Below are 20000 nucleotides of genomic sequence, written 5' to 3'. Positions count from 1 at the left end.
AAATCCCGTCCGCCGCTTTCGCGTGTTGCTGCTGTCCGCATTCGTGACGGGCGCGGCGGCGACGCCGCTCGCATTATGGTATCTCTCGTCGCAGGGTGTAGCGCTGACGCTGCATCTCGTGCTCGCGCTCTCGCTTGCGATCATTCTGTCGCTGCTGCTCGCGGCCGGGCTGATGGGACTGGTGTTCTTCAGCGCCGCATCGGGACACGATCAGCGCGTTGCCGACGAGAACGCGGCGCACGAGCCCGTGTGGCGCGATTCGCCGGAAGACTAGAAGTCGATCTGGCTGCGGAGCCCGACGACAGTCGCGCCGTAATCCCTGTCGCCGCCTGTCCCTGCGAGGGCGGCATCGTCGAAGAGCAACCGGCCGCCGTTCAGCGCGAACAGCACATAGTCGGTAGGCTTCCAGATCAGCGCGGCGAGAAACCCCTGCTGGCGCCCGCCGATGATCCCGGCGTCGCTGAGATCCAGATAGTCGTAGCGCACATTGAGCGCGAAGGCGCCGATGCCGCCGTCGGACACCGGATTCGCAGGCTTGATGCGATCGAAGGCGCCATCCCTGTAGCCGCGCGATTCGCCGGTGAGCAACCAGCCGCCCTCGATATAACCGCCGAAGAAGGTGGGATCGGCAGCCCCCGCAACGGAAACGCGCATCCAGTGCGCTTCCGCCGCCGCGTGAAACGGCCCTGCGACCGTGGCCAGCTCCAGACCGTAGCTCGTCTCGGAGGTCACCTGCAGTGCCGGCGTCGCCAGGAAGCGCACATCCGTCGGGTGAAGCTGCGGACGCTGGCGATAGCGCGTTCCCGCGCCTGTGCCGCCCGTGTCGCGGTAATGCGCCGAAGCGCCGAGGTGCAGATTTGCGCCGCCCATCTTCGGCGAGAACACGATGCGCCCGTCGAAGCCGTAGCTGTTGTTCGCATCGTCCGAGAGATCGGCGATGTTGTCGGTGAACACGCCGCCCTGCAGCAACAGCACGTCGCCGCGATACTGCGCCGAAATGCCGAGCCTCCGTTCGAAGCCGAACGCATCGGTGAACGCCGCGCGTTCCATGAAGCTCGTGTTGACGTCGCTCGTCAGTTCCTCGAGGCCCTGGAAGCCGTTGTGCTGCCCGGCCGTGATCGTCGTCCGGCCGTGTGTGTAATCGATGAAGGCTTCCTGGAACTCCGGCGACGAAGGGGCGAAATCGATATCGATGCGATAGCCGAAGCCGCCGGGCATGGTGCCCTGCACGCCGAGATAGGCGCGCCGCAGTTCGTTCGAGAAACCAAGACCGGTGTCGGCGACACCCGCCGGACGCGAAATGCGCGCCGCGTCGAATTGCAGGCGACCGCGCGGCTTGAAGCTCCAGCCCTTCGAGGAAACCTCGGGCGCCCCCTTCCAGCTGACCTTGATCGGATCGGCGGGGGCGGCGGGAGGCGTGGAGGGAGGGGTAGCCGCCGCTTGCTGTTGCACGCCCTGCGCGCGCAATGCCGCGACTTCCGCCTGAACCGCTTCAAGCTGCGCCTGCAGCGCCGCGAGTTTCGCGACCGCCTGTTCGAGCGTGACCGATTGCGTTTGCGCCATTGCCGCTGCGGGCAGACAGGTCAGCGCGAATGCCGAAACAAATACCGCGTGGCGCGTGGTCATCACTGCCCCCTTCAACACGTCCGCTCGTCCGGCACGCGCGGGGGCGCTAGCATGAAGTTCTCGTGACGGAAATATGAACCTTGCGTTGCGGACTGAAATTCAGCCCGCAACAGTACGCTCAGGCGTCGACCGTTTCGGCGGGCTGCACCTTGCGCGGCCTCCCGCGCGGACGGCGCGGCTTCTCGTCGTCAGCCGCATCCGCGACAGGCGCCTTGGCGACCGGGGCCTCGGCCTCGACAGCCTGTTTCGCCTGCCCGGGAGGACGGCCGCGCCGCTTGGGCGCTGCGACCTCGGCCTCGTCGGCACTGTCCCGGCGGGCGCTGCGCGCCAGCGTACGGAGCGCGCCTTCATCCTCGCGCTCGCTATCGTCGGGCTTCGGCTGCGGTGCGGGTCGCGACTGCTGAGCCCGTTCCGGACGCTCCTGACGTTCCTGACGCTCAGGACGTTCTGCGCGTTCCGGACGTTCCGCACGTTCCGGGCGCGCGGCGGGACGGTCTGTCCGTTCCTGGCGGTCCTGGCCTTGGCGATCCTGGCTCTGGCGTTCCTGGCGTTCCGGACGCTCTGCACGTTCGGGACGCTCCTGACGGTCGCGATCCTGACGATCCGGCCGCTCGCGCGGTTCGAACCGCTGACGATCGCGGCGGCTGTCCTGAACGGGACCGGCATCCCCCTCGTCGCCGTCGTCCTCGTCGTCGTCCTCGTCGCCCTCATCCTCATCGCGCATATCGCGCTCGTCGGAATCGCGGCCGCGCCGATCGGGGCGGTCGCCGTGCTGCTGATACTGCGTCTGACGCTCTTCCTGACGCGCGCGCATTTCGGAAACGACGCGGTGGTAGTGATCGGCGTACTGCAGAAAATATTCGGCCTGGACGCGTTCGCCCTGCTGATGTGCCTCGCGCGCGAGATTCGTGTATTTCTCGAGCAGCTGCAGCGCATTGCCGCGCTGCCGCGGCTCCGAGCTTCGGTTGCCCATCTCACGACCGCCGCCCTGCTGGGGACGCGGATTGCCGCGCCCACGACGCCGACCGGACTGTTGCCCATTCCTCATGAAATACTCTTTTCCCCGATAATGCCGGCCGAGCCGACTGTCGTTGATCAGGACGTACGCGGCCATCCACGCAAGGGTCCAGAAGCGACCGCCAAACGATTCTGCCTATCGTAAGTGCCCGGCGAGGGGATCATCGTCCTCGCCCATGCCGGTCCGCTCTAGCGGCATTGCCCGCGCATTCCAAGTCAAAAAGCGGCGTCGGCGTGACGGAAAATTATGGCACGATCGCGATCGGCGAGATCGCGTTCCACAGCGCCGGCAAGCCCGTGCGTCCGTCCGAGCGCCAGAACCGCTTCCGCCTGCGTCCATCCGATCTCCAGGATCGCCGCCCCCTCCGCTTCAAGCAGCGCAGGCAGCGCCGCCACGATCCGGCGATAGGCGTCGAGCCCGTCCCGCCCCGCAAACAGCGCGCCGTGCGGCTCGTATTCACGCACACCCGCACCAAGCGCTTCCTGCTCTCCTATATAGGGCGGGTTCGAAAGGATTAAAGTAAAGCGCCCCTCAACGCCCTGCGCCCAGTCCGCCTTCAAAAAGCGGCAGCGCGGCGCGAATCCAAGCCGCGCGGCGTTTCGGGCAGCCACCGCCAGCGCCGTGTCGGAAACATCCGTCGCAAGCGCGGTGGCGCCCGTCCATTCGGAAAGCGCGGCGAGCGCCAGCGCGCCCGAGCCCGTCCCCAGATCCAGAATCGCGAGGCGCCTGCCTGCCGGAAACAGTCGCTGCGCGGCAACAATCAGCGTTTCGGTATCGGCGCGGGGAATGAGGATGCCCGGCGCGACCTCCAGATCGAGCGACCAGAATTCCTGCCGCCCGAGGATATACGCCACCGGCTCGCCCGCCGCGCGCCGGGCGATGAATGGCTCCGCGACGTCCGCCGCCGCCTCGAGGTTTCCCAGAAGCAGTGCTTCCCGGCTGATCCCCATCGCGTGCGCGACGATCAGTTCCGCGTCGAGCCGGGGCGTCTCCCCGCCGATGCGCGCGGCTGCATGCCTTACGAGATCAAGCGCCTTCATTCAGGTTCGCGAGGCGTGCGGCCTGATCCTCGCCGATGAGCGCGGCGACAAGTTCACCGAGCCCCGCGCCTTCCATGATCTCCGGCAGGCGGTGCAGCGTCAGGTTGATGCGGTGATCGGTCACGCGCCCCTGCGGGTAGTTGTACGTGCGGATGCGCTCCGAACGGTCGCCCGAGCCGACCATCGATTTGCGCGCGCCCGCGCGTTCGTTCGCCAGTTTCTCCCGCTCCAGCTCGAAGAGCCGCGCGCGCAGCACTTTCAGCGCCTTCGCCTTGTTCTTGTGCTGGCTCTTTTCGTCCTGCTGGCTGACGACGAGGCCGGTGGGCAGGTGCGTGATGCGCACGGCGCTGTCGGTGGTGTTCACCGACTGGCCGCCGGGCCCGGACGAGCGGAACACGTCAATCCGAAGATCCTTCTCGTCGATCTGCACGTCGACCTCTTCGGCTTCCGGCAGCACCGCCACCGTCGCGGCGGACGTGTGGATGCGCCCGGAGGCCTCCGTCGCGGGCACGCGCTGCACGCGGTGGACGCCGCTTTCGAACTTCAGCTTGGCGAACACGCCCTGCCCGGTGACGTTCGCGATCACCTCCTTGAGCCCGCCCGCGTCGGCCGACGACATTTCCATCGTCTCGACGCGCCAGCCCTGCGTTTCGGCATAGCGCTGGTACATGCGGTAAAGATCGGCCGCGAACAGCGCCGCCTCCTCGCCGCCGGTGCCCGCGCGGATTTCCAGGATCGCGGAGCGTTCGTCCGCCATGTCCCTCGGCAGCAGCAGCAGCGCGAGCGCCTTCTCGACCTCGGGCAGCTGATCCTTCAGCGACTGCAGCTCGTCCTCGGCGAGCGCCACCATCTCGCGGTCGCTCTCGCCGCCGTTCACCATCGCGGCAAGGCTCTCGGCCTCGTCGCGCATCGCGCGCACCGCGCCCGCCGCCTCGGCCACGGGCTTCAGCTCGGCATATTCCTTGGAAAGCGCGACGAACTTCTCGGCCGAAAGATCGCCCGCCGACATCTGCGCGGTCAGCTCGGCATAACGCGCCTCGATCTGGCGGATGCGCGCGGTGGGGACACTACTCATATGCGTTCAACTATATCCCAGCCCGTGGAATGGTGGGGCTTTCCACCTTCATACCGAAGTAAGTAACAATCCTTCATCGCATCTTCAATTTTCATTGCGATGGACTTCACGTCATCTAATTTTGCATCCGCATACAATAGCCTAGCATGTGCCAAATTATGTTCTGAATAAGGTGGCGCCAAATCCAGTATATAAGGCACCCCAGACTTTCTCAGCTTATCGAATGCTTTTTGAGGATTGCGAAATTTAAAAGGCGCGATCACACTAATGTTTGCCTTCCTGAGGTGCTGAGCCAACTCAGCAGCCAAAGGTAGCAATTCTGCCCGTGACGGGTTCAGCGCAACTGATGCTTCCTCATGCTCGGAAGGCTGAAGCAGCATCGCCAGCCGCTCGATCCCCGCCGCCCAGCCGACGCACGGGGTCGGCGGCCCGCCGAGTGCTTCCATAAGCCCGTCATAGCGCCCGCCGCCGAGCACGGTTCCCTGCGCGCCCAGATGCTCGGTGATGAACTCGAACGTCGTGTGGCGATAATAATCGAGCCCGCGCACCAGCGCTTCGTTGCGCTGATAGGCGACGCCCGCCGCGTCGAGCCCCTTGCGGACGGCATCGAACCACGCGCCCGCTTCGGCGGACATAAAGGCATCGATCCGCGGCGCATCGGCGACGAGCGCCTTGTCGGCGGCGTCCTTGCTGTCGAGGATGCGCAGCGGGTTCTTTTCCAGCCGCTCCCGGCTTTCCGCCGACAGCGCATCGCGGTGCGCACCGAAGTGCGCGATCAGCGCCGCCTGCCACGCGGCCCGCGTCTCGGGATCGCCGAGCGTGTTGAGGTTGAGCACGGTCTTGCCCTGTAGCCCCAGCGCATCGAGCAGATGCTGCGCGAGCGCGATGATCTCGACGTCCGATGCGGGCTCTCCCGAACCCAGCACCTCGGCATCGAGCTGGTGGAACTGGCGGAAGCGCCCCTTCTGCGGGCGTTCGTAGCGAAACGCAGGCCCCCACGCCGCGAGCTTCATCGGCGCGTGCTGCTGCCAGCCGTTCGAGATGTAGGCGCGTGCGATGCCCGCCGTAAACTCGGGCCGCAGCGTCAGCGATTCGCCGCCGCGATCCTCGAACGTGTACATTTCCTTGGAAACCACGTCCGTCGTTTCGCCGAGCGAACGCGCGAACACCCCGGTGAATTCGAACACCGGCACCTGCACCGGGCGAAAGCCGTAGAGCTTTCGCACGCGCGTGAACGTCTCGATCACCTGATCGAAGCGCGCGGCCTCTTCGCCGACCATATCCTGCGTGCCGCGAACGGCCTGAATCTTGCTGCTGATCTTGCTAGTCATAAGCGCCGCGCTTTAGCCCGACTCGGGCTGCGTGGAAACCGTTCATGCGATTTCTGCTGCGATGCAACATTCGGCGGTTCCCTTCCGCGTGAAGAACCGCTAGATGCCGCGCGCCATGGACATATCGAAAATCCCCGTCGGACCGAACCCGCCCCACGAACTCAACGTCATCATCGAAGTGCCGATCGGCGGCGAACCGGTGAAGTACGAGTTCGACAAGGAGTCCGGCGCGATCTTCGTCGATCGCATCCTGCACACGCCGATGCGCTATCCCGCGAACTACGGCTTCATCCCGCACACGCTGGGCGAAGACGGCGACCCGCTTGACGCGCTCGTCATCACGCGCTCGCCGATCATCTCGGGCGCGGTGATCCGCGTGCGCCCGGTCGGCGTGCTGCTGATGGAAGACGACAAGGGCGGCGACGAAAAACTGCTCACCGTGCCGGTGGATTCCACCTTCCCTTATTACGGCAACGTCACCAACCATTCCGATCTGCCGCCGATCGTGCTGAAGCAGATCGAACACTTCTTCGAGCACTACAAGGATCTGGAGCCCGGCAAGTGGGCGAAGCTGAGCGGCTGGGGCGATGCCGACACCGCGCGGCAGCTGATTCTCGACGGCATCGAACGCGCCGGGACGACGGCCTGAGCTTTACCCACTGACACAATTCCGTCATTCCTCACGGCAATTGCCTTGATGGGAGACTGTTTTCGTGCGCGCGTTCTGCTTGTTCCTGATTCTGATGGCGGCGCCCGCCGCCGCGCAAAACAGTCTTCCCGCTGCCCATGTCCCGGTCAACCCGCAGGCCGAAACGCCCGCGCGCGATATCCGCTATCCGGGCGTGATGACGCTCGACATCGATGCCACCGACACGGCGCGTCGCATTCTCGGCGTGCGCCAGCAAATCCCCGTGTCGGCGCCGGGCCGGATGACGCTGCGCTATCCCGAATGGCTTCCCGGCAAGCACGCGCCGCGCGGGCCGATCGCGGCGCTCGCCGGGCTCACGATCAGCGCGAATGGAAAGCCCGTGCCGTGGACGCGCGATCCGCGCGATGTTTACGCCTTCACCGTCGATGTGCCGCAGGGCACGAAAGCGCTCGACATCCGCTTCCAATACCTCTCGCCCACCGAAACCAGCCAGGGCCGCGTCAGCGTGACGCCCGAGATGCTGAATCTGCAATGGGAGACCGTCGCGCTCTATCCGGCGGGACACTACACGCGGCAGATTCGCGTGCGCCCCTCCGTCACCCTGCCCGAAGGCTGGCAGGGTGTGGCCGCGCTCGACGGCGTAGCGCGCAGCGGCAACACGCTTCGCTACGCCGAAACCGATTTCGAAACGCTCGTCGACAGCCCGATGTTTGCAGGGAGCAATTACAAGGCGTGGGATCTCGGCCACGACGTTCGGCTCAATGTCTTTGCCGACCGGCCCGGCGATCTTGCCGCCACCGACGATCAGATCGCGGCGCACCGGCGCATGGTCGATCAGACGGTGAAGCTGTTCGGATCGCGGCACTACGACCGCTACGAATTCCTCTTTGCGCTTTCCACCGAACTCGGCGGTATCGGGCTGGAACATCACCGCAGCTCTGAAAACGCGCTGCCCCGTCTCTATTTCACGGACTGGGCGAACACCGCGTCGATGCGCGGCCTGCTGCCGCACGAATTCGTGCACAGCTGGAACGGCAAGTTCCGGCGCGGGGCCGATCTCTGGACGCCGGATTATCGCACGCCGATGCAGAACAGCCTGCTCTGGGTCTATGAAGGCCAGACGAGCTACTGGGATTCGGTGATCGCCGCGCGCTCCGGCCTTATCCCGAAGGAGGTCGTGCTCGGCGAGTTCGCGAACCAGGCCGCTTTCTATCAGCTGCAGCCGGGGCGCGCGTGGAAGCCGCTCATCGACACCACCAATGATCCGATCACCAACGCCCGCCGCCCGCAGGCCTTCCGCACGTGGCAGCGTTCGGAGGATTATTACAACGAAGGCGCGCTCGTCTGGATGGAAGCCGACGTGCTGATCCGCGAGAAAACCGGCGGCAGCAAATCGCTCGACGATTTCGCCCGCGGTTTCTTCGGCATGCGCGACGGGGATTGGGGCACGCTCACCTATACGTTCGAGGACGTCGTTGCCGCGCTCGATGCGGTCACGCCGCATGACTGGGCGGCGTTCCTGAAAACCCGCGTCGACGAGATTGCGAAGCCGCCGCTCGGCGGTATCGAGAAGGGCGGCTACCGGCTCGTGTTCAAGGAAACGCCGAACGCCTACCAGGTCTCCAACGACGCGCGCAGCCGCACCACCGATCTCAGCCATTCGGTCGGCATCAGCATCAGCGCGGCGGGCGCCATCTCCAACGTAGTGTGGGACGGGCCGATGTTCCGCGAGGGCGTGACGACCGCGACGCGGATCATCGCGGTGAACGGCCGCGAGTTCAACGAGGCCGATTTCAAATCGACGATCAAGGCCGCGAAGGACGGCAAGAGCCCGATCGAGCTGCTGGTAAAAGAGGGCCTGCGCTACCGCACCATCCGCCTCGGCTACACCGGCGGGCTGCGCTATCCGCACCTCGAGCGCATCGGCAGCGATCCCGCGCCGCTCGACCGCGTCCTCGAACCCTTACCCTGACGCGACTCCAAGCCCCTCTCCTTCAGGGGAGGGGTTGGGGTGGGGCGTTTCCGCCCAGCGCAGAATCTGAGGATAGGCCCCACCCCCGGCCCCTCCCCTGAAGGGGCGGGGGGGGGAAGAAAAGCCCGACGTCAGGGTTGAATGACGGCCTACCCTGAGGCGGCGAGCGCTTTCAGGGCATCGCCGTCGATACGGTTGGCGGTCCATTCGTCCATCGGCCGCGCGCCGAGCGAGCGGTAGAAGTCGATCGCGGGGGTGTTCCAGTCGAGCACCGCCCATTCAAGGCGCGCGCAGTCGCGTTCGATCGCAAGCGCCGCGAGCCGGGCGAGCAGCCTCTTGCCGACGCCCTTGCCACGCGCTTCGGGCGTCACGAACAGGTCTTCGAGGTAGAGGCCGGGCCGTCCTTCGAAGGTCGAGAAATTGTGGAAGAACAGCGCAAAGCCCAAAGGCGCGCCGTCGTCCTCGGCGATCAGCACCTCGGCATAGGGACGCGGTCCGAACAGCCGCTCGGCCAGCCCTTGCGCATCGCCCTTCACCTCGTGGCGCAGCTTTTCATATTCGGCGAGATCGCAGATGAAACGGAAGACAAGCGGCGCATCCTCGCGCACCGCCGCGCGGATCGAGATCATTCGGCGGCCTGCGCCGCAGCGTTTCCGGCTTCGATTTCCGCCGCCTTCGCCTCGACGAGGCTGACGATATGGTCGATCATGCCGGCATCCTGCACGTGGTGATCGGTCACGCCCGACAGATACACCATGTGCTTGCCCGCCCCGCCGCCGGTGATGCCGATATCGGTTTCGCGCGCCTCGCCGGGGCCGTTCACCACGCAGCCGAGCACGCTGAGCGACATCGGTGTCGAGATGTGCTGGAGCCGCTCTTCGAGCGCCTGCACGGTGCGAATCACGTCGAACCCCTGCCGCGCGCAGCTTGGGCACGAGACGACGCGCACCCCCCGGTGCCGCACGCCAAGGCTCTTCAGAATCTCGAAGCCGACGCGCACCTCTTCCTCGGGTTCGGCGGAGAGCGACACGCGGATCGTGTCGCCGATCCCGAACCAGAGCAGCGCGCCGATGCCGATCGACGATTTCACCGTGCCGCCGATCAGCCCGCCCGCTTCGGTGATGCCGAGATGCAGCGGGCAGTCCACCGCCTCGGCAAGCTGCTGATAGGCCGTCACGGCGAGGAACACGTCGGAGGCCTTCACCGCCACCTTGTAATCGCGGAAATCATGCTCCTCGAGCAGGCGGATATGATCGAGCGCGCTTTCCACAAGCGCCTCCGGGCACGGCTCGCCGTACTTTTCGAGCAGATCCCTCTCGAGGCTGCCCGCGTTGACGCCGATACGGATCGCGCAGCCGTTCGCCTTCGCCGCGCGCACCACCTCGGCCACGCGCTCCGACGAACCGATATTGCCGGGGTTGATTCGCAGGCATGCCGCGCCCGCGTCCGCCGCTTCGAGCGCGCGCTTGTAATGAAAGTGGATGTCGGCGACGAGCGGCACGCGCGCCGCCTTCGCGATCTGCCGGAACGCCGCGGTCGATTCGACATCGGGGCACGACACGCGGATGATGTCCGCCCCCGCCTCCTCGCAGCGCCGGATCTGGTCGATCGTCGCCTTCGCGTCGGAGGTCGGCGTGTTCGTCATCGTCTGTACGGTGATCGGCGCATCGCCGCCCACCGGGACATTGCCGACCATGATCTGCCGTGATTTGCGCCGCGCGATATCGCGCCAGGGACGAAGGGACATTTTTCCGAAAGCACCTTTCGCGGGCGGATATACGCGAGCTTCGCGGCGAACCCAAGGCCTGCCGGCATCGATCCTGCCACAAAAGAAAAGGGCCGCCCCGAAGGACGGCCCTCTCCTCATACCTGAAAAACGCCTCAGCTGGCGGCGGCGCCGACCAGCACCGTGACGGCGCGGCGGTTCTGCGCCCAGGCGCTGTCGTCCGAACCTTCGACGGCCGGACGTTCCTTGCCGTAGCTGATGACGCTGATGCGATCGGCGGCGACGCCCTGCCCGGAGAGGAAGTTCTTCACCGAGTTGGCGCGGCGCTCACCGAGCGCGAGGTTGTATTCACGCGTGCCGCGCTCGTCGGCATGGCCTTCGATCGTGACCTTCACGTTCGCATACTGGGCGAGCCAGCCGGCCTGCTTCGTCAGCGTCGCCTGCGAGGCGCTGTCGAGCTGGTACGAATCAAGCTCGAAGAACACGCGGTCGCTGCCCGCCTGCTGCATGAAGTCTTCGACACTGCCGGGCACGACCGTGCTGGTGACGGGCGCGGGCGCCGGAGCCTGCGGCGTTTCGACCGGAGCGGCCGGGGGCGGGGGCGGCGGAAGGTCTTCAGTCTTCTTCGAGCACGCGGCGGTAGCAACAAGCGCCGCAACCATTGCGGCCTTCAAAGCAGTGTTCATCATTAGTCGTCTCCCTGTCTCAAACGAAAGCAATCCAATTGCGCGATCAGAACAATGCCACGCGAACACTCAAGATTCATTACGCTTTCCTATCCGAAGTCGGAGAGCAACCCTGAATCTTCACTGAACGCGCGGAAATTTACGGCAGCAAGGGTGACCAGGCCGGATCCGAACCATCAAGCGGCGTCGGAACGCGGCGCTCGTTGACCCCGGTGAGGTCCACCGACCAGAGCGCGGCACGCCCGCCGCGCTGCCCGCGGAAGAACATCACGACCCGTCCGTTGGGCGACCATGTCGGCCCTTCATCGCCCCAGCTGTCGGTCAGCAGGCGCTCGCCCGAACCGTCGGCGCGCATCACGCCGATTCGGAAACCGCCGCCGCCCATGCGGGTGAACGCGATCAGATCGCCGCGCGGCGACCACACCGGCGTCGCATAGCGGCCGCTGCCGAAACTGATTCGGCGCTGGTCCGATCCGTCCGCGTTCATCACGTAAACCTGCTGCGTGCCGCCGCGATCCGATTCGAACACGATCTTGGTGCCGTCGGGCGAATAGCTCGGCGCGGTATCGATGCCCGGCGCGCTCGTCAGCCGCTGCGGCGCGCCGCCGCTCACGCTCATGCGGTAGATGTCGGTGTTGCCGCCCTGCGCCATCGAGAAGACCAGAAAGCGGCCGTCGGGCGAGAAGCGCGGCGCGAAGCTCATGTTCGGCAGGTTGCCGACCAGCGTCTGCTGCCCGGTGCCGATGTTGTAGATATAGACCCGCGGCCGGTTCTGCGCGAACGACATGTAGGCGATCGTCTGCTGGCTCGGCGAGAAACGCGGCGTCAGCACAAGGTTCTGGCCGTTCGTCAGGAAGCGGTGGTTGGCGCCGTCCTGGTCCATGATCGCCAGCCGCTTGATGCGCTTCGTCTGGCTGCCGGTTTCCGAAACGTAGACGATACGACTGTCGAAATAGCCGCTTTCGCCGGTCAGCCGCGAATAGACGGCGTCAGCGCACTTGTGCGCGGCGCGGCGCCAGAACGCGGGCTGTGTCGAGAAGCCCTCGCGCGCGAGGATCTGCTCGGAGAATACATCGTAAAGATAGCAGCCCACCGTGATCGATCCGTCGCCGTTCACCTGCACGAAACCGGTGACGAGTGCCTGCGCCGCCACCGTGCGCCAGCTCGGGAAGCGCGGCGCGAGCACGTCGGCATAAGCGACGTTCGTGGTGAAGGCGGACGGGTTGATCGGCTTGAACAGCCCCGAGCTTGCAAGGTCGTTCGAGACGACCTCCGCCACCTGCCGCCCGAGCGCGGCGGTATCGCCCGCCGCGGTGGTCGCGAGCGCGGGCGTCGTGAACGCCGGCACGGCGATCGGCATCGGTTTGGAGATGCCCGCGTTGATATCGACGCGAAGCTGGGCGGCGGCAGGCATCGCGACGATCGCGATCAGCAGGGCCGACAGGGCGGAGATGAGGCTTTTCACAGGCATATCCTTAGAGCGTCTCGCTTGGGTCGAAGTTGAGCTCGAAATCTTTCCACCCGTCATAAAGTTCCGGGGGCAATCCGGCCAGAGAGCAGGCCGGATTCATCACCGCGCGGATCGCGGCGTCGCGCGCCACCCTGCCATAGGCGGCGTTTCCGGCACCGATGCCGCTCTGCGACAGCACTTCTGGCCGCCCGATGATTGTGCCGTCGCGCTGCACGCGCACGCGCAGCAGCGTCTTGATGCTGCGCGCGTCCGGCCCGCCCGCGCCGGGATCCCAGCAGCGATAGATGCGATCGCGGATCGCCTGCGCCAGCGTCGCCATCGTGCGCGCATCCAGCCTGGCGCCTTCGGGAATGGCCTGTTCGATGGATTTGGCGAAGTCGCTGGGCCTGGTTTTCCGCGGCGCGTCCTGCAGCGACTTGTCGATCAGGTTGGAAAGGTCGCGCTTCGGCTTCGGCTTTTCCACGGGCTTCGGATCGGGCTTTTTGGGCGGGCTCTTGGGCTTGGGCGGCGGCGGCGCTTCCCTGGGGGCGACCTCCACCGGCGGCGGGGTCGGCTCGGTCGCGGGATCGGGCTCCACAACCTCGGGCTGCGTTTCCTCCACGGTTTCGCGCGGCGCGGCCTCGATGGAGGGCTTCGGCTTCTCCTGCACGGTCGGCACGTCGGAAATATCGACGAACTCCACCGGAATCGGCTCCACGATCGGCGCTATGTCCTTCGACATCAGGCTCCAGCTGAGCGACAGTCCGGCGAACAGCGCGATGTGCGCTGCACCCGCGATCAGGATCGCACGGTTCTCGGTCACCGGGCCTCAGCGCCGGCCTCGCTCACAAGCGCGACCTTCTTGAAGCCTGCGGCGTTCACTTCGCCCATCACGCGCATCACGTTTCCGAAATCGAGACGGCGGTCGGCGCGCACGTAGACGCGCGGCGCTTCCGCTTCGCCCGCGCGCGCCTCGCTGATCGCGGCGAGCTTCGCGCCAAGCTCTTCGGCGGGCACGAGCTGCTCATCGATATAAAGCTCGCCCTCCGCGTTCAGCGAAAGCTGCACCGGCGTGTTGTCCTGCTTCAACGCGCCGGCCTTGCTGTCGGGAAGATCGACGGGCACGCCCGAAACGAGCAGCGGCGCCGCGATCATGAAAATAATCAGCAGCACGAGCATGACATCGACAAGCGGCGTCACGTTGATCTCGCTCATCGGCTGCGATTTGCCGCCCCTGCGCCCGCCCGTTGAAAGACCCATGGCCATGCGTCAGACCTTCGGTGACATGGTTTCGAGCTCGCGGGACAGTTCGCCCTGGAACTCTTCGGCGAAGTTGTGCAGCCGCCCCTCGATGCGCCCGATGCCGAAAAGCAGCCGATTGTAGCCGATCACCGCCGGAATCGCCGCGAACAGGCCCATCGCGGTGGCGAACAGCGCCTCCGCGATGCCCGGCGCAACGACGGCCAGGCTGGTGTTCTGCGTCGCCGCGATCGAGGTGAAGGCCCGCATGATGCCCCACACCGTACCGAACAGGCCGACGAACGGCGAGACGGAGCCGATCGTGGCCAGGATATTGAGCCGGTCTGAAAGCGCATCGACCTCGCGCGCGATGGCGACACCCATCACCCCGGTCAGGCGCGTGCGGAGCCCGACGCGGTCGTACTTGCCGCCCGCCGTCGAACGCCGCCATTCGCTCATCGCGGCGGCAAACACCTTGGTCGCCGGATGCTCCGCCTTGCCCGGCGCCTCGCGAATGTCTTCGAAGCTGTTCGCCTTCCAGAAGCGGTTTTCGAACGCTTCGGTCTGCTTGCCGATCACCTTCAGCCGCCGCGCGCGTTCGATGATGATCGCCCACGACCAGATCGACGCGAACAGCAGCCCGATCATCACCGACTTGACGACGATATCCGCCTGCATGAACAGCGCCCACGGCGACATGTCCGCCGCCCCGGCAAGTGCAATGTTCGCAACCTCAGTTTCCATCCGGCTCCCCGTTTCCTGCCTTTACGGCCAAGTCTTCGAAAACCCTGCGCCATTCAGGCGGCTGGCGCTTCGGCCTGCCGTCTCGCCCGACAAGTGCTGCTGTAACAAGCGCATCCGTGACGAGTTCCCCTGAACGTACGATGACCTGCGCGATCTTGCACGATGCAGCGCCGATGCTTTTCACGCGGCTTTCGACATGCAGCACATCATCGAGCCGCGCCGGGCGCACATAGCGGATGTGGAGGTCGGTCACCGCATAGGCGCCTTCGCCCGCATCCCAGAAGCCGCGCTGGTCGATGCCCGCCACGCGCAGCATGTCCGATCGCGCGCGCTCCATAAAGCGCAGGTAGTTGGCATGGTAGACGACGCCCGAAAGATCGGTGTCCTCGAAATAGACGCGCACAGGGAAGCGGTGCACACCGTTCGCAAAGGCGCCTGAGGTCGGGCCGTTTGTCGTTTCACCCGTCATTGACCGGTCTGTAACGGGGGCGGACTCAGCGGGGAAGGGCGAAAATGCCGGAATCGCCGGGGTTTCAGTCCTCAAGCGGCAACATGTCGGCAGCGCCCGGCGGTGGGTTCAGCCCCAGATGCGTCCATGCCCGGCCGTTCAGCATGCGTCCGCGCGCCGTTCGCGCGACGAGCCCGAGCTGGATCAGGAACGGCTCGACCACCTCTTCCAGCGTGTCGCGCGGCTCCGAAAGCCCGGCCGCCAGCGTTTCGATGCCCACCGGGCCGCCCTTGTAGATATCGGCGATCATGCCGAGGTAGCGGCGGTCCATCGCATCGAGCCCGAGCGCATCGACCTCCAGCCGCAGCAGCGCCGAATCCGCCAGGATGCGATCGACGATGTCCGCGCCCGCGACATGCGCGAAGTCGCGCACGCGCCGCAGCAGCCGCCCCGCGATACGCGGCGTTCCGCGCGCGCGCGCCGCGATTTCCCGTGCGCCTTCGGGCGACAGCGCCATGCCGAGCAGCCCGGCCGCGCGCGTGACGACCTGCTCAAGCTCGGGCACCGTATAGAAATTCAGCCGCACGGGGATGCCGAACCGGTCCCGAAGCGGGGTCGTGATAAGCCCCGATCGCGTCGTCGCGCCGACGAGCGTGAACGGCGGCAGATCGATGCGCACCGATCGCGCCGAGGGGCCCTCCCCGATCATGATGTCGAGCGCGCGATCCTCCATCGCCGGGTAGAGGATTTCCTCCACCGCCGGACTCATCCGGTGGATTTCATCGATGAACAGCACGTCGTTGGGTTCAAGGTTGGTGAGCAACGCCGCAAGATCGCCCGCCTTGGCAATCACCGGCCCCGACGTGGAGCGAAACCCCACGCCAAGCTCGCGCGCGATGATCTGCGCCAGCGTTGTCTTGCCGAGCCCCGGCGGCCCGAAGAACAGCACATGGTCCATCGCTTCGCCGCGCTGCTTCGCGGCGGAAATGAACACGCGCAGATTGTCCCGCGCCGCCGCCTGCCCGACGAACTCCTCCAGCCGTTTGGGGCGAAGCGCGGCATCGACATCCTCGCTGCGGCGTTCGCCGGTCAAAAAGCGCTGGTCGTCGGGTTGCGTGGCCATCGGCGGACCCTACCGCGCCGCCTTCTTGAGCGCCAGCCGCACCACGGTGCCGACATCGGCGCCCTCCCCCGCCTCCTCGATGGCGGCGGTGACGACGCGGTTCGCTTCGGCGGGCTTGTAGCCGAGGTTGGCGAGCGCCGAGAGCGCGTCCGACGCCAGCCCGCCCGCAGGTGCGGCCGGCGCAAAGCCGCCCACCGGGATCGTGACGCCCGCGATGCCGCCCGCCTTGTCCTTCAGTTCGTTGACGATGCGCTCGGCAAGCTTGGGCCCCACACCGCTCGCGCGGCCCACCATGGTCTTGTCGCGGTTGGCGATCGCGGCGTGCAGTTCGTCCGTCGACAGCACCGACAGGATCGCCAGCGCCACCTTCGCACCGACGCCCTGCACCGTCTGCAGCAGCCGGAACCAGTCGCGCTCGCGCTCGCTCGTGAAGCCGAACAGTTGGATCGCGTCCTCGCGCACGTGCGTTTCGATATGCAGCATCACCGCCGCGCCCGCGCCGCCGAGCGACGCAAGCGTCTTGGTCGATGCGGAAACGAGATACCCCACCCCGTTCACATCGATGACCGCACCGTCTGCGTTGACTGTGTCGAGCAGGCCCTTCAGCTTGGCGATCATCCCCTGTACCCCCCGAGCGCCCGCGCGCTCGCCAGATGATGCGCATGGCAGATCGCCACCGCAAGCGCGTCCGCCGAATCAGCGCTCTTGATCTTGATGCCGGGCATCAGCCGCTCGACCATCGCGCGCACCTGATCCTTCTCCGCCGCGCCCGTGCCGACCAGCGCCTTCTTCACAAGCCGCGTCGCATATTCCGCAACCTCCAGCCCCGAACCCGCCAGCGCCGCGAGCACGGCGCCGCGCGCCTGCCCCAGCTTCAGCGTCGATTGCGGGTTCTTGTTGACGAACACCTCTTCGGCGGCCGCCGTGCCCGCGCCGCTTTCCGCGACGACGCCCGCAAGCCCGGTGTAAAGCGCCGAAAGACGCGCGGCCATCGGCATGTCCGCCGGAATACGCAGCGTGCCGTGCGCCAGATGCGAGATGCGGTTGCCCTCGGCCCGGATCACCCCCCAGCCGGTGGCGTTCAGCCCCGGATCGACGCCGAGGATGATCAGCCCAGTTTCTCCATGATCTCGTCGGAAACCTCGTAGTTCCCGGAAACGGTCTGCACGTCGTCGTCGTCGTCGAGCGCGTCGATCAGCTTCAGAAGCGAACCCGCGTCGCCTTCCGCGACCGAGACCATCGTCTGTGCCCGCCAGGCGAGCTTCGCGGCTTCCGGCTCGCCCAGCACGGCTTCGAGCGCTTTCGCCACTTCGTGCAGCGCATCCTGCGCGGTCCAGACCTCGTGGCCGTCCTCGCTCGACTGCACATCCTCCGCGCCCGCTTCCAGCGCCGCTTCGAACACCTTGTCGGCGCTTCCCGCCTTCACCGGATATTCGATAAGGCCCATGCGGTCGAAACCGTGGCTCACCGATCCCGAAGCGCCGAGGTTGCCGCCGTTCTTCGAGAAGATCGTGCGCACGTTCGTCGCGGTGCGGTTGCGGTTGTCGGTCAGCGCCTCGACGATCAGCGACACGCCGCCGGGACCGAAGCCTTCGTAGCGGATCTCTTCATAGTTCTCGACATCGCCGCCGCTCGCCTTGTCGATCGCGCGCTGGATATTGTCCTTGGGCATCGACTGCGCCTTCGCCGCCATCACTGCGGCGCGCAGGCGGGGGTTCATATCGGGATCGGGCGCGCCCATCTTGGCCGCGACGGTGATCTCGCGGGAGAGCTTGGAAAACATCGCCGAGCGCTTTTTATCCTGCGCGCCCTTGCGGTGCATGATGTTCTTGAATTTGGAATGACCTGCCATGTGCCTCGTTCGCGCCGGTTTGGAAATCGTGGCCGGTCTTTACGCGAGCGGGGGCACAACTGGCAATGTTCACGAAATACTCACAGCGGTTCCCGATGCCGAGACCATGAGCATCGAGCCGCCCTGCCCGAGCACCTCGTAGTCGAGGTCGATGCCGATGACGGCATTCGCGCCGAGTTTCTGCGCTTCCGCCGCCAGTTCATCGAGCGCCTGCCGTCGGGCGTCGCGCAGGACACCTTCATAGGATCCCGCGCGGCCGCCGACGATGTCGCGGATACCGGCGAAGAGATCGCGGAAGATGTTTGCGCCTAGAATCGCCTCTCCGGTGACGACGCCGTGGTACGTCGTTGCCGGGCGGCCCTCGATCGTGGGGGTGGTCGAAAGGATCATGCCATGTCTCCCAGAGCGCGGCGCAGCATCACGCCGCCGAGATGCGCGCGGTATTCGGCGCCGGCATGGATGTCGGAATTGAGATCATCCGGCGCCAGATCGGGAAGCGCGCCGCCCGCATCGATCGCCGCTTCGGCCTCGCCCCAGCGAAACACGCCCGGCCCGGCGCCGGTGACGGCGACGCGCGCGCCTTCGGCAAAGCGGGCGACGAACACACCGACGAGCGCATAGCGCGACGCCGGGTTCGCGAATTTGGCATAAGCCGCGGCCTGCGGCACGCGGAAGCCGATCCGCGTGATGATCTCCGCCTCTTCCAGCGCCGTTGCGAACATGCCGAGGAAGAAGTCGTCCGCCGGATGCGTGCCGCGATCGGTTTCGACAAGGGCATCCAGCGCCAGCACCGCCGCCGGATAGTCCGCCGCCGGATCGTTGTTCGCAACGCTGCCGCCGAGCGTGCCGCGCGTGCGCACCTGCGGATCGCCGATTCCGCCCGCAAGCCGTGCCAGCGCCGGGATCGGCGCGGCCGCCGCGACATCGGCGTGGCGCGTCATGGCACCGATCCACACCCGGTCGCCTTCGCGCGATATGCCCGAAAGACCGGGCACATGCGCGAGATCGACGAGCGCATCGGGCGCGCGCAATCGCGATTTGATCGCCGGAATCAGCGTATGCCCGCCCGCCAGATACGCGACATCGCCGCCATCTGCCGTCAGCGCCGCCGCTGCGCCGAGGCTCGGCGGACGGTGATAGGCGGTCACAGCGCCGCCGCCCCGGCGCGGATCGCTTTCACGATGTTGGTATAGCCCGTGCAGCGGCACAGATTGCCTTCAAGGTCGTGGCGGATGGTTTCATCGTCCACGTCCGGCCCGTGCCGCTCCGCGATCGCGATGCCCGCGATCACCATGCCCGGCGTGCAGAAGCCGCACTGCAGCCCGTGCGCCTCGCGGAACGCGGCCTGCATCGGATGCAGCGCGCCCTCCGCTCCCAGGCCCTCGATCGTCGTTACGGTGCTGCCGGCGGCCTGCCCTGCGATCACGGTGCAGCTTTTCACCGCCTTGCCGTCCATCAGCACATTGCACGCGCCGCACTGGCTGGTGTCGCAGCCGATGTGCGTGCCGGTGAGGCGCAGGTGATCGCGGAGGATATCGACGAGAAGCAGCGTGGGCTCCACATCGAGGTCGCGGCGGGAGCCGTTTACGGTAAGACTGATCTGCATGGCGCGGATACTATCCACCCGCGCGCGCCGCGCCAAGCCGCCTGAAACGAGAAAAGCGGCGATACCGGGGCCGTGGTATCGCCGCTCAACTCAGGGTTTTCGCCTGGAAGCGATCGGGGTCTGTGACCACCGCCAGGTTGGGTCGCCGCCTTTGCCGGGGCCGTGGCTCCGGCGGCTGTCTGGAGAACAGCAAGTCGCGTGCCAAATCACCAACCCTTTGATTTTACTGAACCGGAGAAATTTGGGGCGTCGGCTTTCCGTCTCGAAACGAGACAGTCGGTGCACGGCCTGTCCCGTTGCAGGACGCGTGAACCACGCAAACCCTAGGTGTTTGATCCCAGGCTTTGATGGTGCATTATTCAGCCAGCAATGGAAGGATGCGCTATGGGACAGATACTCCATGGGAGCGCCACAA

General features: G+C 66.2%; 23 protein-coding genes (1 of these 23 running past the window's edge). 3 read left to right on the top strand and 20 right to left on the bottom strand.

The genetic code is table 11. The annotated features are described in order from the left end of the window. Positions 1-274, top strand: partial view of a hypothetical protein gene (locus tag GGQ98_RS15885; RefSeq protein WP_184071281.1) — the 3' portion only. It extends 5 nt beyond the left edge of the window; the window shows 274 of its 279 coding nt (coding positions 6-279); the start codon falls outside the window, past its left edge; it ends in the stop codon at positions 272-274. Here the strand turns inward: GGQ98_RS15885 and GGQ98_RS15880 are convergent. From GGQ98_RS15880 to hisS, 5 genes are all read right to left on the bottom strand, one after another. Further along, on the bottom strand, positions 271-1626 hold the full coding sequence (locus tag GGQ98_RS15880; protein ID WP_184071279.1) for an OprO/OprP family phosphate-selective porin: 1356 nt from the start codon (positions 1624-1626) through the stop codon (positions 271-273). The two genes, GGQ98_RS15885 and GGQ98_RS15880, sit on opposite strands and share 4 nt — an antisense overlap. 118 nt (positions 1627-1744) lie before the next feature. Further along, entirely contained in the window at positions 1745-2599 is an 855-nt protein-coding gene (locus tag GGQ98_RS18980; protein ID WP_424141370.1) for a DUF4167 domain-containing protein, read from the bottom strand. Positions 2600-2859: 260 nt separating this feature from the next. Beyond that, on the bottom strand, positions 2860-3684 hold the full coding sequence (gene prmC / locus GGQ98_RS15870; protein ID WP_184071276.1) for a peptide chain release factor N(5)-glutamine methyltransferase: 825 nt from the start codon (positions 3682-3684) through the stop codon (positions 2860-2862). Continuing rightward, positions 3671-4759 carry a peptide chain release factor 1 gene (gene prfA / locus GGQ98_RS15865; protein WP_184071274.1) on the bottom strand — a complete coding sequence of 363 codons (1089 nt, stop codon included), beginning with the start codon at positions 4757-4759 and terminating at the stop codon, positions 3671-3673. Before prfA ends, prmC begins: the two co-directional genes overlap by 14 nt. Then, on the bottom strand, positions 4756-6090 hold the full coding sequence (gene hisS, locus GGQ98_RS15860) for a histidine--tRNA ligase (protein ID WP_184071272.1): 1335 nt from the start codon (positions 6088-6090) through the stop codon (positions 4756-4758). Before hisS ends, prfA begins: the two co-directional genes overlap by 4 nt. 115 nt (positions 6091-6205) lie before the next feature. On the opposite strand from hisS, the gene ppa reads away from it, so the two are divergent. Together ppa and GGQ98_RS15850 are read left to right on the top strand one after the other, a co-directional pair. Then, positions 6206-6739, top strand: coding sequence for an inorganic diphosphatase (gene ppa, locus GGQ98_RS15855; RefSeq protein ID WP_184071270.1), 534 nt, complete (start codon positions 6206-6208; stop codon positions 6737-6739). 94 nt (positions 6740-6833) lie between these two features. Continuing rightward, a complete protein-coding gene (locus GGQ98_RS15850) occupies positions 6834-8711 on the top strand; it encodes a M61 family metallopeptidase (protein ID WP_184071296.1) in 1878 nt (625 codons plus the stop codon). 149 nt (positions 8712-8860) lie between these two features. Here the strand turns inward: GGQ98_RS15850 and GGQ98_RS15845 are convergent, their stop codons facing one another. The 15 genes from GGQ98_RS15845 to GGQ98_RS15775 all read right to left on the bottom strand — a co-directional run bounded on the left by GGQ98_RS15845 (position 8861) and on the right by GGQ98_RS15775 (position 19585). Continuing rightward, the gene (locus GGQ98_RS15845) at positions 8861-9340 is read right to left on the bottom strand and encodes a GNAT family N-acetyltransferase (protein ID WP_184071268.1); all 480 of its coding nucleotides are present in this window, start codon (positions 9338-9340) and stop codon (positions 8861-8863) included. After that, the gene (gene ispG, locus GGQ98_RS15840) at positions 9337-10458 is read right to left on the bottom strand and encodes a flavodoxin-dependent (E)-4-hydroxy-3-methylbut-2-enyl-diphosphate synthase (RefSeq protein WP_184071266.1); all 1122 of its coding nucleotides are present in this window, start codon (positions 10456-10458) and stop codon (positions 9337-9339) included. The genes GGQ98_RS15845 and ispG overlap by 4 nt, the downstream gene beginning before the upstream one ends. A gap of 134 nt (positions 10459-10592) precedes the next feature. Further along, positions 10593-11126, bottom strand: coding sequence for a peptidoglycan-associated lipoprotein Pal (gene pal, locus GGQ98_RS15835; protein WP_243451946.1), 534 nt, complete (start codon positions 11124-11126; stop codon positions 10593-10595). 136 nt (positions 11127-11262) lie between these two features. Continuing rightward, the gene (tolB, locus tag GGQ98_RS15830; protein WP_424141369.1) at positions 11263-12537 is read right to left on the bottom strand and encodes a Tol-Pal system beta propeller repeat protein TolB; all 1275 of its coding nucleotides are present in this window, start codon (positions 12535-12537) and stop codon (positions 11263-11265) included. Between the two features lie 61 nt (positions 12538-12598). Next, entirely contained in the window at positions 12599-13396 is a 798-nt protein-coding gene (locus GGQ98_RS18715; RefSeq protein ID WP_184071261.1) for a hypothetical protein, read from the bottom strand. Further along, positions 13393-13839, bottom strand: coding sequence for an ExbD/TolR family protein (locus tag GGQ98_RS15820; protein ID WP_184071259.1), 447 nt, complete (start codon positions 13837-13839; stop codon positions 13393-13395). Before GGQ98_RS15820 ends, GGQ98_RS18715 begins: the two co-directional genes overlap by 4 nt. A gap of 3 nt (positions 13840-13842) precedes the next feature. Beyond that, positions 13843-14556, bottom strand: coding sequence for a protein TolQ (gene tolQ / locus GGQ98_RS15815; RefSeq protein ID WP_184071257.1), 714 nt, complete (start codon positions 14554-14556; stop codon positions 13843-13845). Further along, positions 14546-15025 (bottom strand): YbgC/FadM family acyl-CoA thioesterase, encoded by a 480-nt coding sequence (locus GGQ98_RS15810; protein WP_184071255.1) that lies wholly within the window; start codon positions 15023-15025, stop codon positions 14546-14548. The genes tolQ and GGQ98_RS15810 overlap by 11 nt, the downstream gene beginning before the upstream one ends. A 64-nt stretch (positions 15026-15089) precedes the next feature. Next, entirely contained in the window at positions 15090-16127 is a 1038-nt protein-coding gene (ruvB, locus tag GGQ98_RS15805) for a Holliday junction branch migration DNA helicase RuvB (protein WP_184071253.1), read from the bottom strand. Between the two features lie 9 nt (positions 16128-16136). Next, positions 16137-16745 (bottom strand): Holliday junction branch migration protein RuvA, encoded by a 609-nt coding sequence (gene ruvA, locus GGQ98_RS15800; RefSeq protein WP_184071251.1) that lies wholly within the window; start codon positions 16743-16745, stop codon positions 16137-16139. Beyond that, positions 16742-17239, bottom strand: coding sequence for a crossover junction endodeoxyribonuclease RuvC (gene ruvC, locus GGQ98_RS15795; RefSeq protein WP_184071292.1), 498 nt, complete (start codon positions 17237-17239; stop codon positions 16742-16744). Before ruvC ends, ruvA begins: the two co-directional genes overlap by 4 nt. Next, a complete protein-coding gene (locus tag GGQ98_RS15790; protein ID WP_184071249.1) occupies positions 17236-17979 on the bottom strand; it encodes a YebC/PmpR family DNA-binding transcriptional regulator in 744 nt (247 codons plus the stop codon). Before GGQ98_RS15790 ends, ruvC begins: the two co-directional genes overlap by 4 nt. A gap of 69 nt (positions 17980-18048) precedes the next feature. Further along, complete coding sequence (locus tag GGQ98_RS15785) at positions 18049-18369, bottom strand: heavy metal-binding domain-containing protein (protein WP_184071247.1); 321 nt, start codon at positions 18367-18369, stop codon at positions 18049-18051. Beyond that, the gene (locus tag GGQ98_RS15780) at positions 18366-19127 is read right to left on the bottom strand and encodes an FAD binding domain-containing protein (protein WP_184071245.1); all 762 of its coding nucleotides are present in this window, start codon (positions 19125-19127) and stop codon (positions 18366-18368) included. Before GGQ98_RS15780 ends, GGQ98_RS15785 begins: the two co-directional genes overlap by 4 nt. Beyond that, positions 19124-19585 (bottom strand): (2Fe-2S)-binding protein, encoded by a 462-nt coding sequence (locus GGQ98_RS15775; RefSeq protein ID WP_184071243.1) that lies wholly within the window; start codon positions 19583-19585, stop codon positions 19124-19126. The genes GGQ98_RS15780 and GGQ98_RS15775 overlap by 4 nt, the downstream gene beginning before the upstream one ends. Between the last annotated feature and the right edge of the window lie 415 nt (positions 19586-20000).

The organism is Sphingosinicella soli (assembly GCF_014199685.1).
GTDB classification, from domain to species: domain Bacteria; phylum Pseudomonadota; class Alphaproteobacteria; order Sphingomonadales; family Sphingomonadaceae; genus Sphingosinicella; species Sphingosinicella soli.
The sequence above is the reverse complement of the archived record's forward strand: the minus strand, read 5'-3'. Positions and strand labels throughout refer to the sequence as shown.

What these genes read in the sequence shown, in the direction of transcription:
- tolQ (WP_184071257.1), bottom strand. Translation starts at nt 14,556, where the DNA reads ATGGAAACTGAGGTTGCGAACATTGCACTTGCCGGGGCGGCGGACATG.
- ruvB (WP_184071253.1), bottom strand. Translation starts at nt 16,127, where the DNA reads ATGGCCACGCAACCCGACGACCAGCGCTTTTTGACCGGCGAACGCCGC.
- GGQ98_RS15785 (WP_184071247.1), bottom strand. Translation starts at nt 18,369, where the DNA reads ATGATCCTTTCGACCACCCCCACGATCGAGGGCCGCCCGGCAACGACG.
- ispG (WP_184071266.1), bottom strand. Translation starts at nt 10,458, where the DNA reads ATGTCCCTTCGTCCCTGGCGCGATATCGCGCGGCGCAAATCACGGCAG.
- GGQ98_RS15880 (WP_184071279.1), bottom strand. Translation starts at nt 1,626, where the DNA reads ATGACCACGCGCCACGCGGTATTTGTTTCGGCATTCGCGCTGACCTGT.
- GGQ98_RS15845 (WP_184071268.1), bottom strand. Translation starts at nt 9,340, where the DNA reads ATGATCTCGATCCGCGCGGCGGTGCGCGAGGATGCGCCGCTTGTCTTC.
- GGQ98_RS15820 (WP_184071259.1), bottom strand. Translation starts at nt 13,839, where the DNA reads ATGGCCATGGGTCTTTCAACGGGCGGGCGCAGGGGCGGCAAATCGCAG.
- prmC (WP_184071276.1), bottom strand. Translation starts at nt 3,684, where the DNA reads ATGAAGGCGCTTGATCTCGTAAGGCATGCAGCCGCGCGCATCGGCGGG.
- GGQ98_RS15810 (WP_184071255.1), bottom strand. Translation starts at nt 15,025, where the DNA reads ATGACGGGTGAAACGACAAACGGCCCGACCTCAGGCGCCTTTGCGAAC.
- GGQ98_RS15850 (WP_184071296.1), top strand. Translation starts at nt 6,834, where the DNA reads ATGGCGGCGCCCGCCGCCGCGCAAAACAGTCTTCCCGCTGCCCATGTC.
- hisS (WP_184071272.1), bottom strand. Translation starts at nt 6,090, where the DNA reads ATGACTAGCAAGATCAGCAGCAAGATTCAGGCCGTTCGCGGCACGCAG.
- ppa (WP_184071270.1), top strand. Translation starts at nt 6,206, where the DNA reads ATGGACATATCGAAAATCCCCGTCGGACCGAACCCGCCCCACGAACTC.
- pal (WP_243451946.1), bottom strand. Translation starts at nt 11,126, where the DNA reads ATGATGAACACTGCTTTGAAGGCCGCAATGGTTGCGGCGCTTGTTGCT.
- GGQ98_RS15775 (WP_184071243.1), bottom strand. Translation starts at nt 19,585, where the DNA reads ATGCAGATCAGTCTTACCGTAAACGGCTCCCGCCGCGACCTCGATGTG.
- tolB (WP_424141369.1), bottom strand. Translation starts at nt 12,537, where the DNA reads ATGCCTGCCGCCGCCCAGCTTCGCGTCGATATCAACGCGGGCATCTCC.
- ruvA (WP_184071251.1), bottom strand. Translation starts at nt 16,745, where the DNA reads ATGATCGCCAAGCTGAAGGGCCTGCTCGACACAGTCAACGCAGACGGT.
- GGQ98_RS15790 (WP_184071249.1), bottom strand. Translation starts at nt 17,979, where the DNA reads ATGGCAGGTCATTCCAAATTCAAGAACATCATGCACCGCAAGGGCGCG.
- GGQ98_RS18980 (WP_424141370.1), bottom strand. Translation starts at nt 2,599, where the DNA reads ATGGGCAACCGAAGCTCGGAGCCGCGGCAGCGCGGCAATGCGCTGCAG.
- prfA (WP_184071274.1), bottom strand. Translation starts at nt 4,759, where the DNA reads ATGAGTAGTGTCCCCACCGCGCGCATCCGCCAGATCGAGGCGCGTTAT.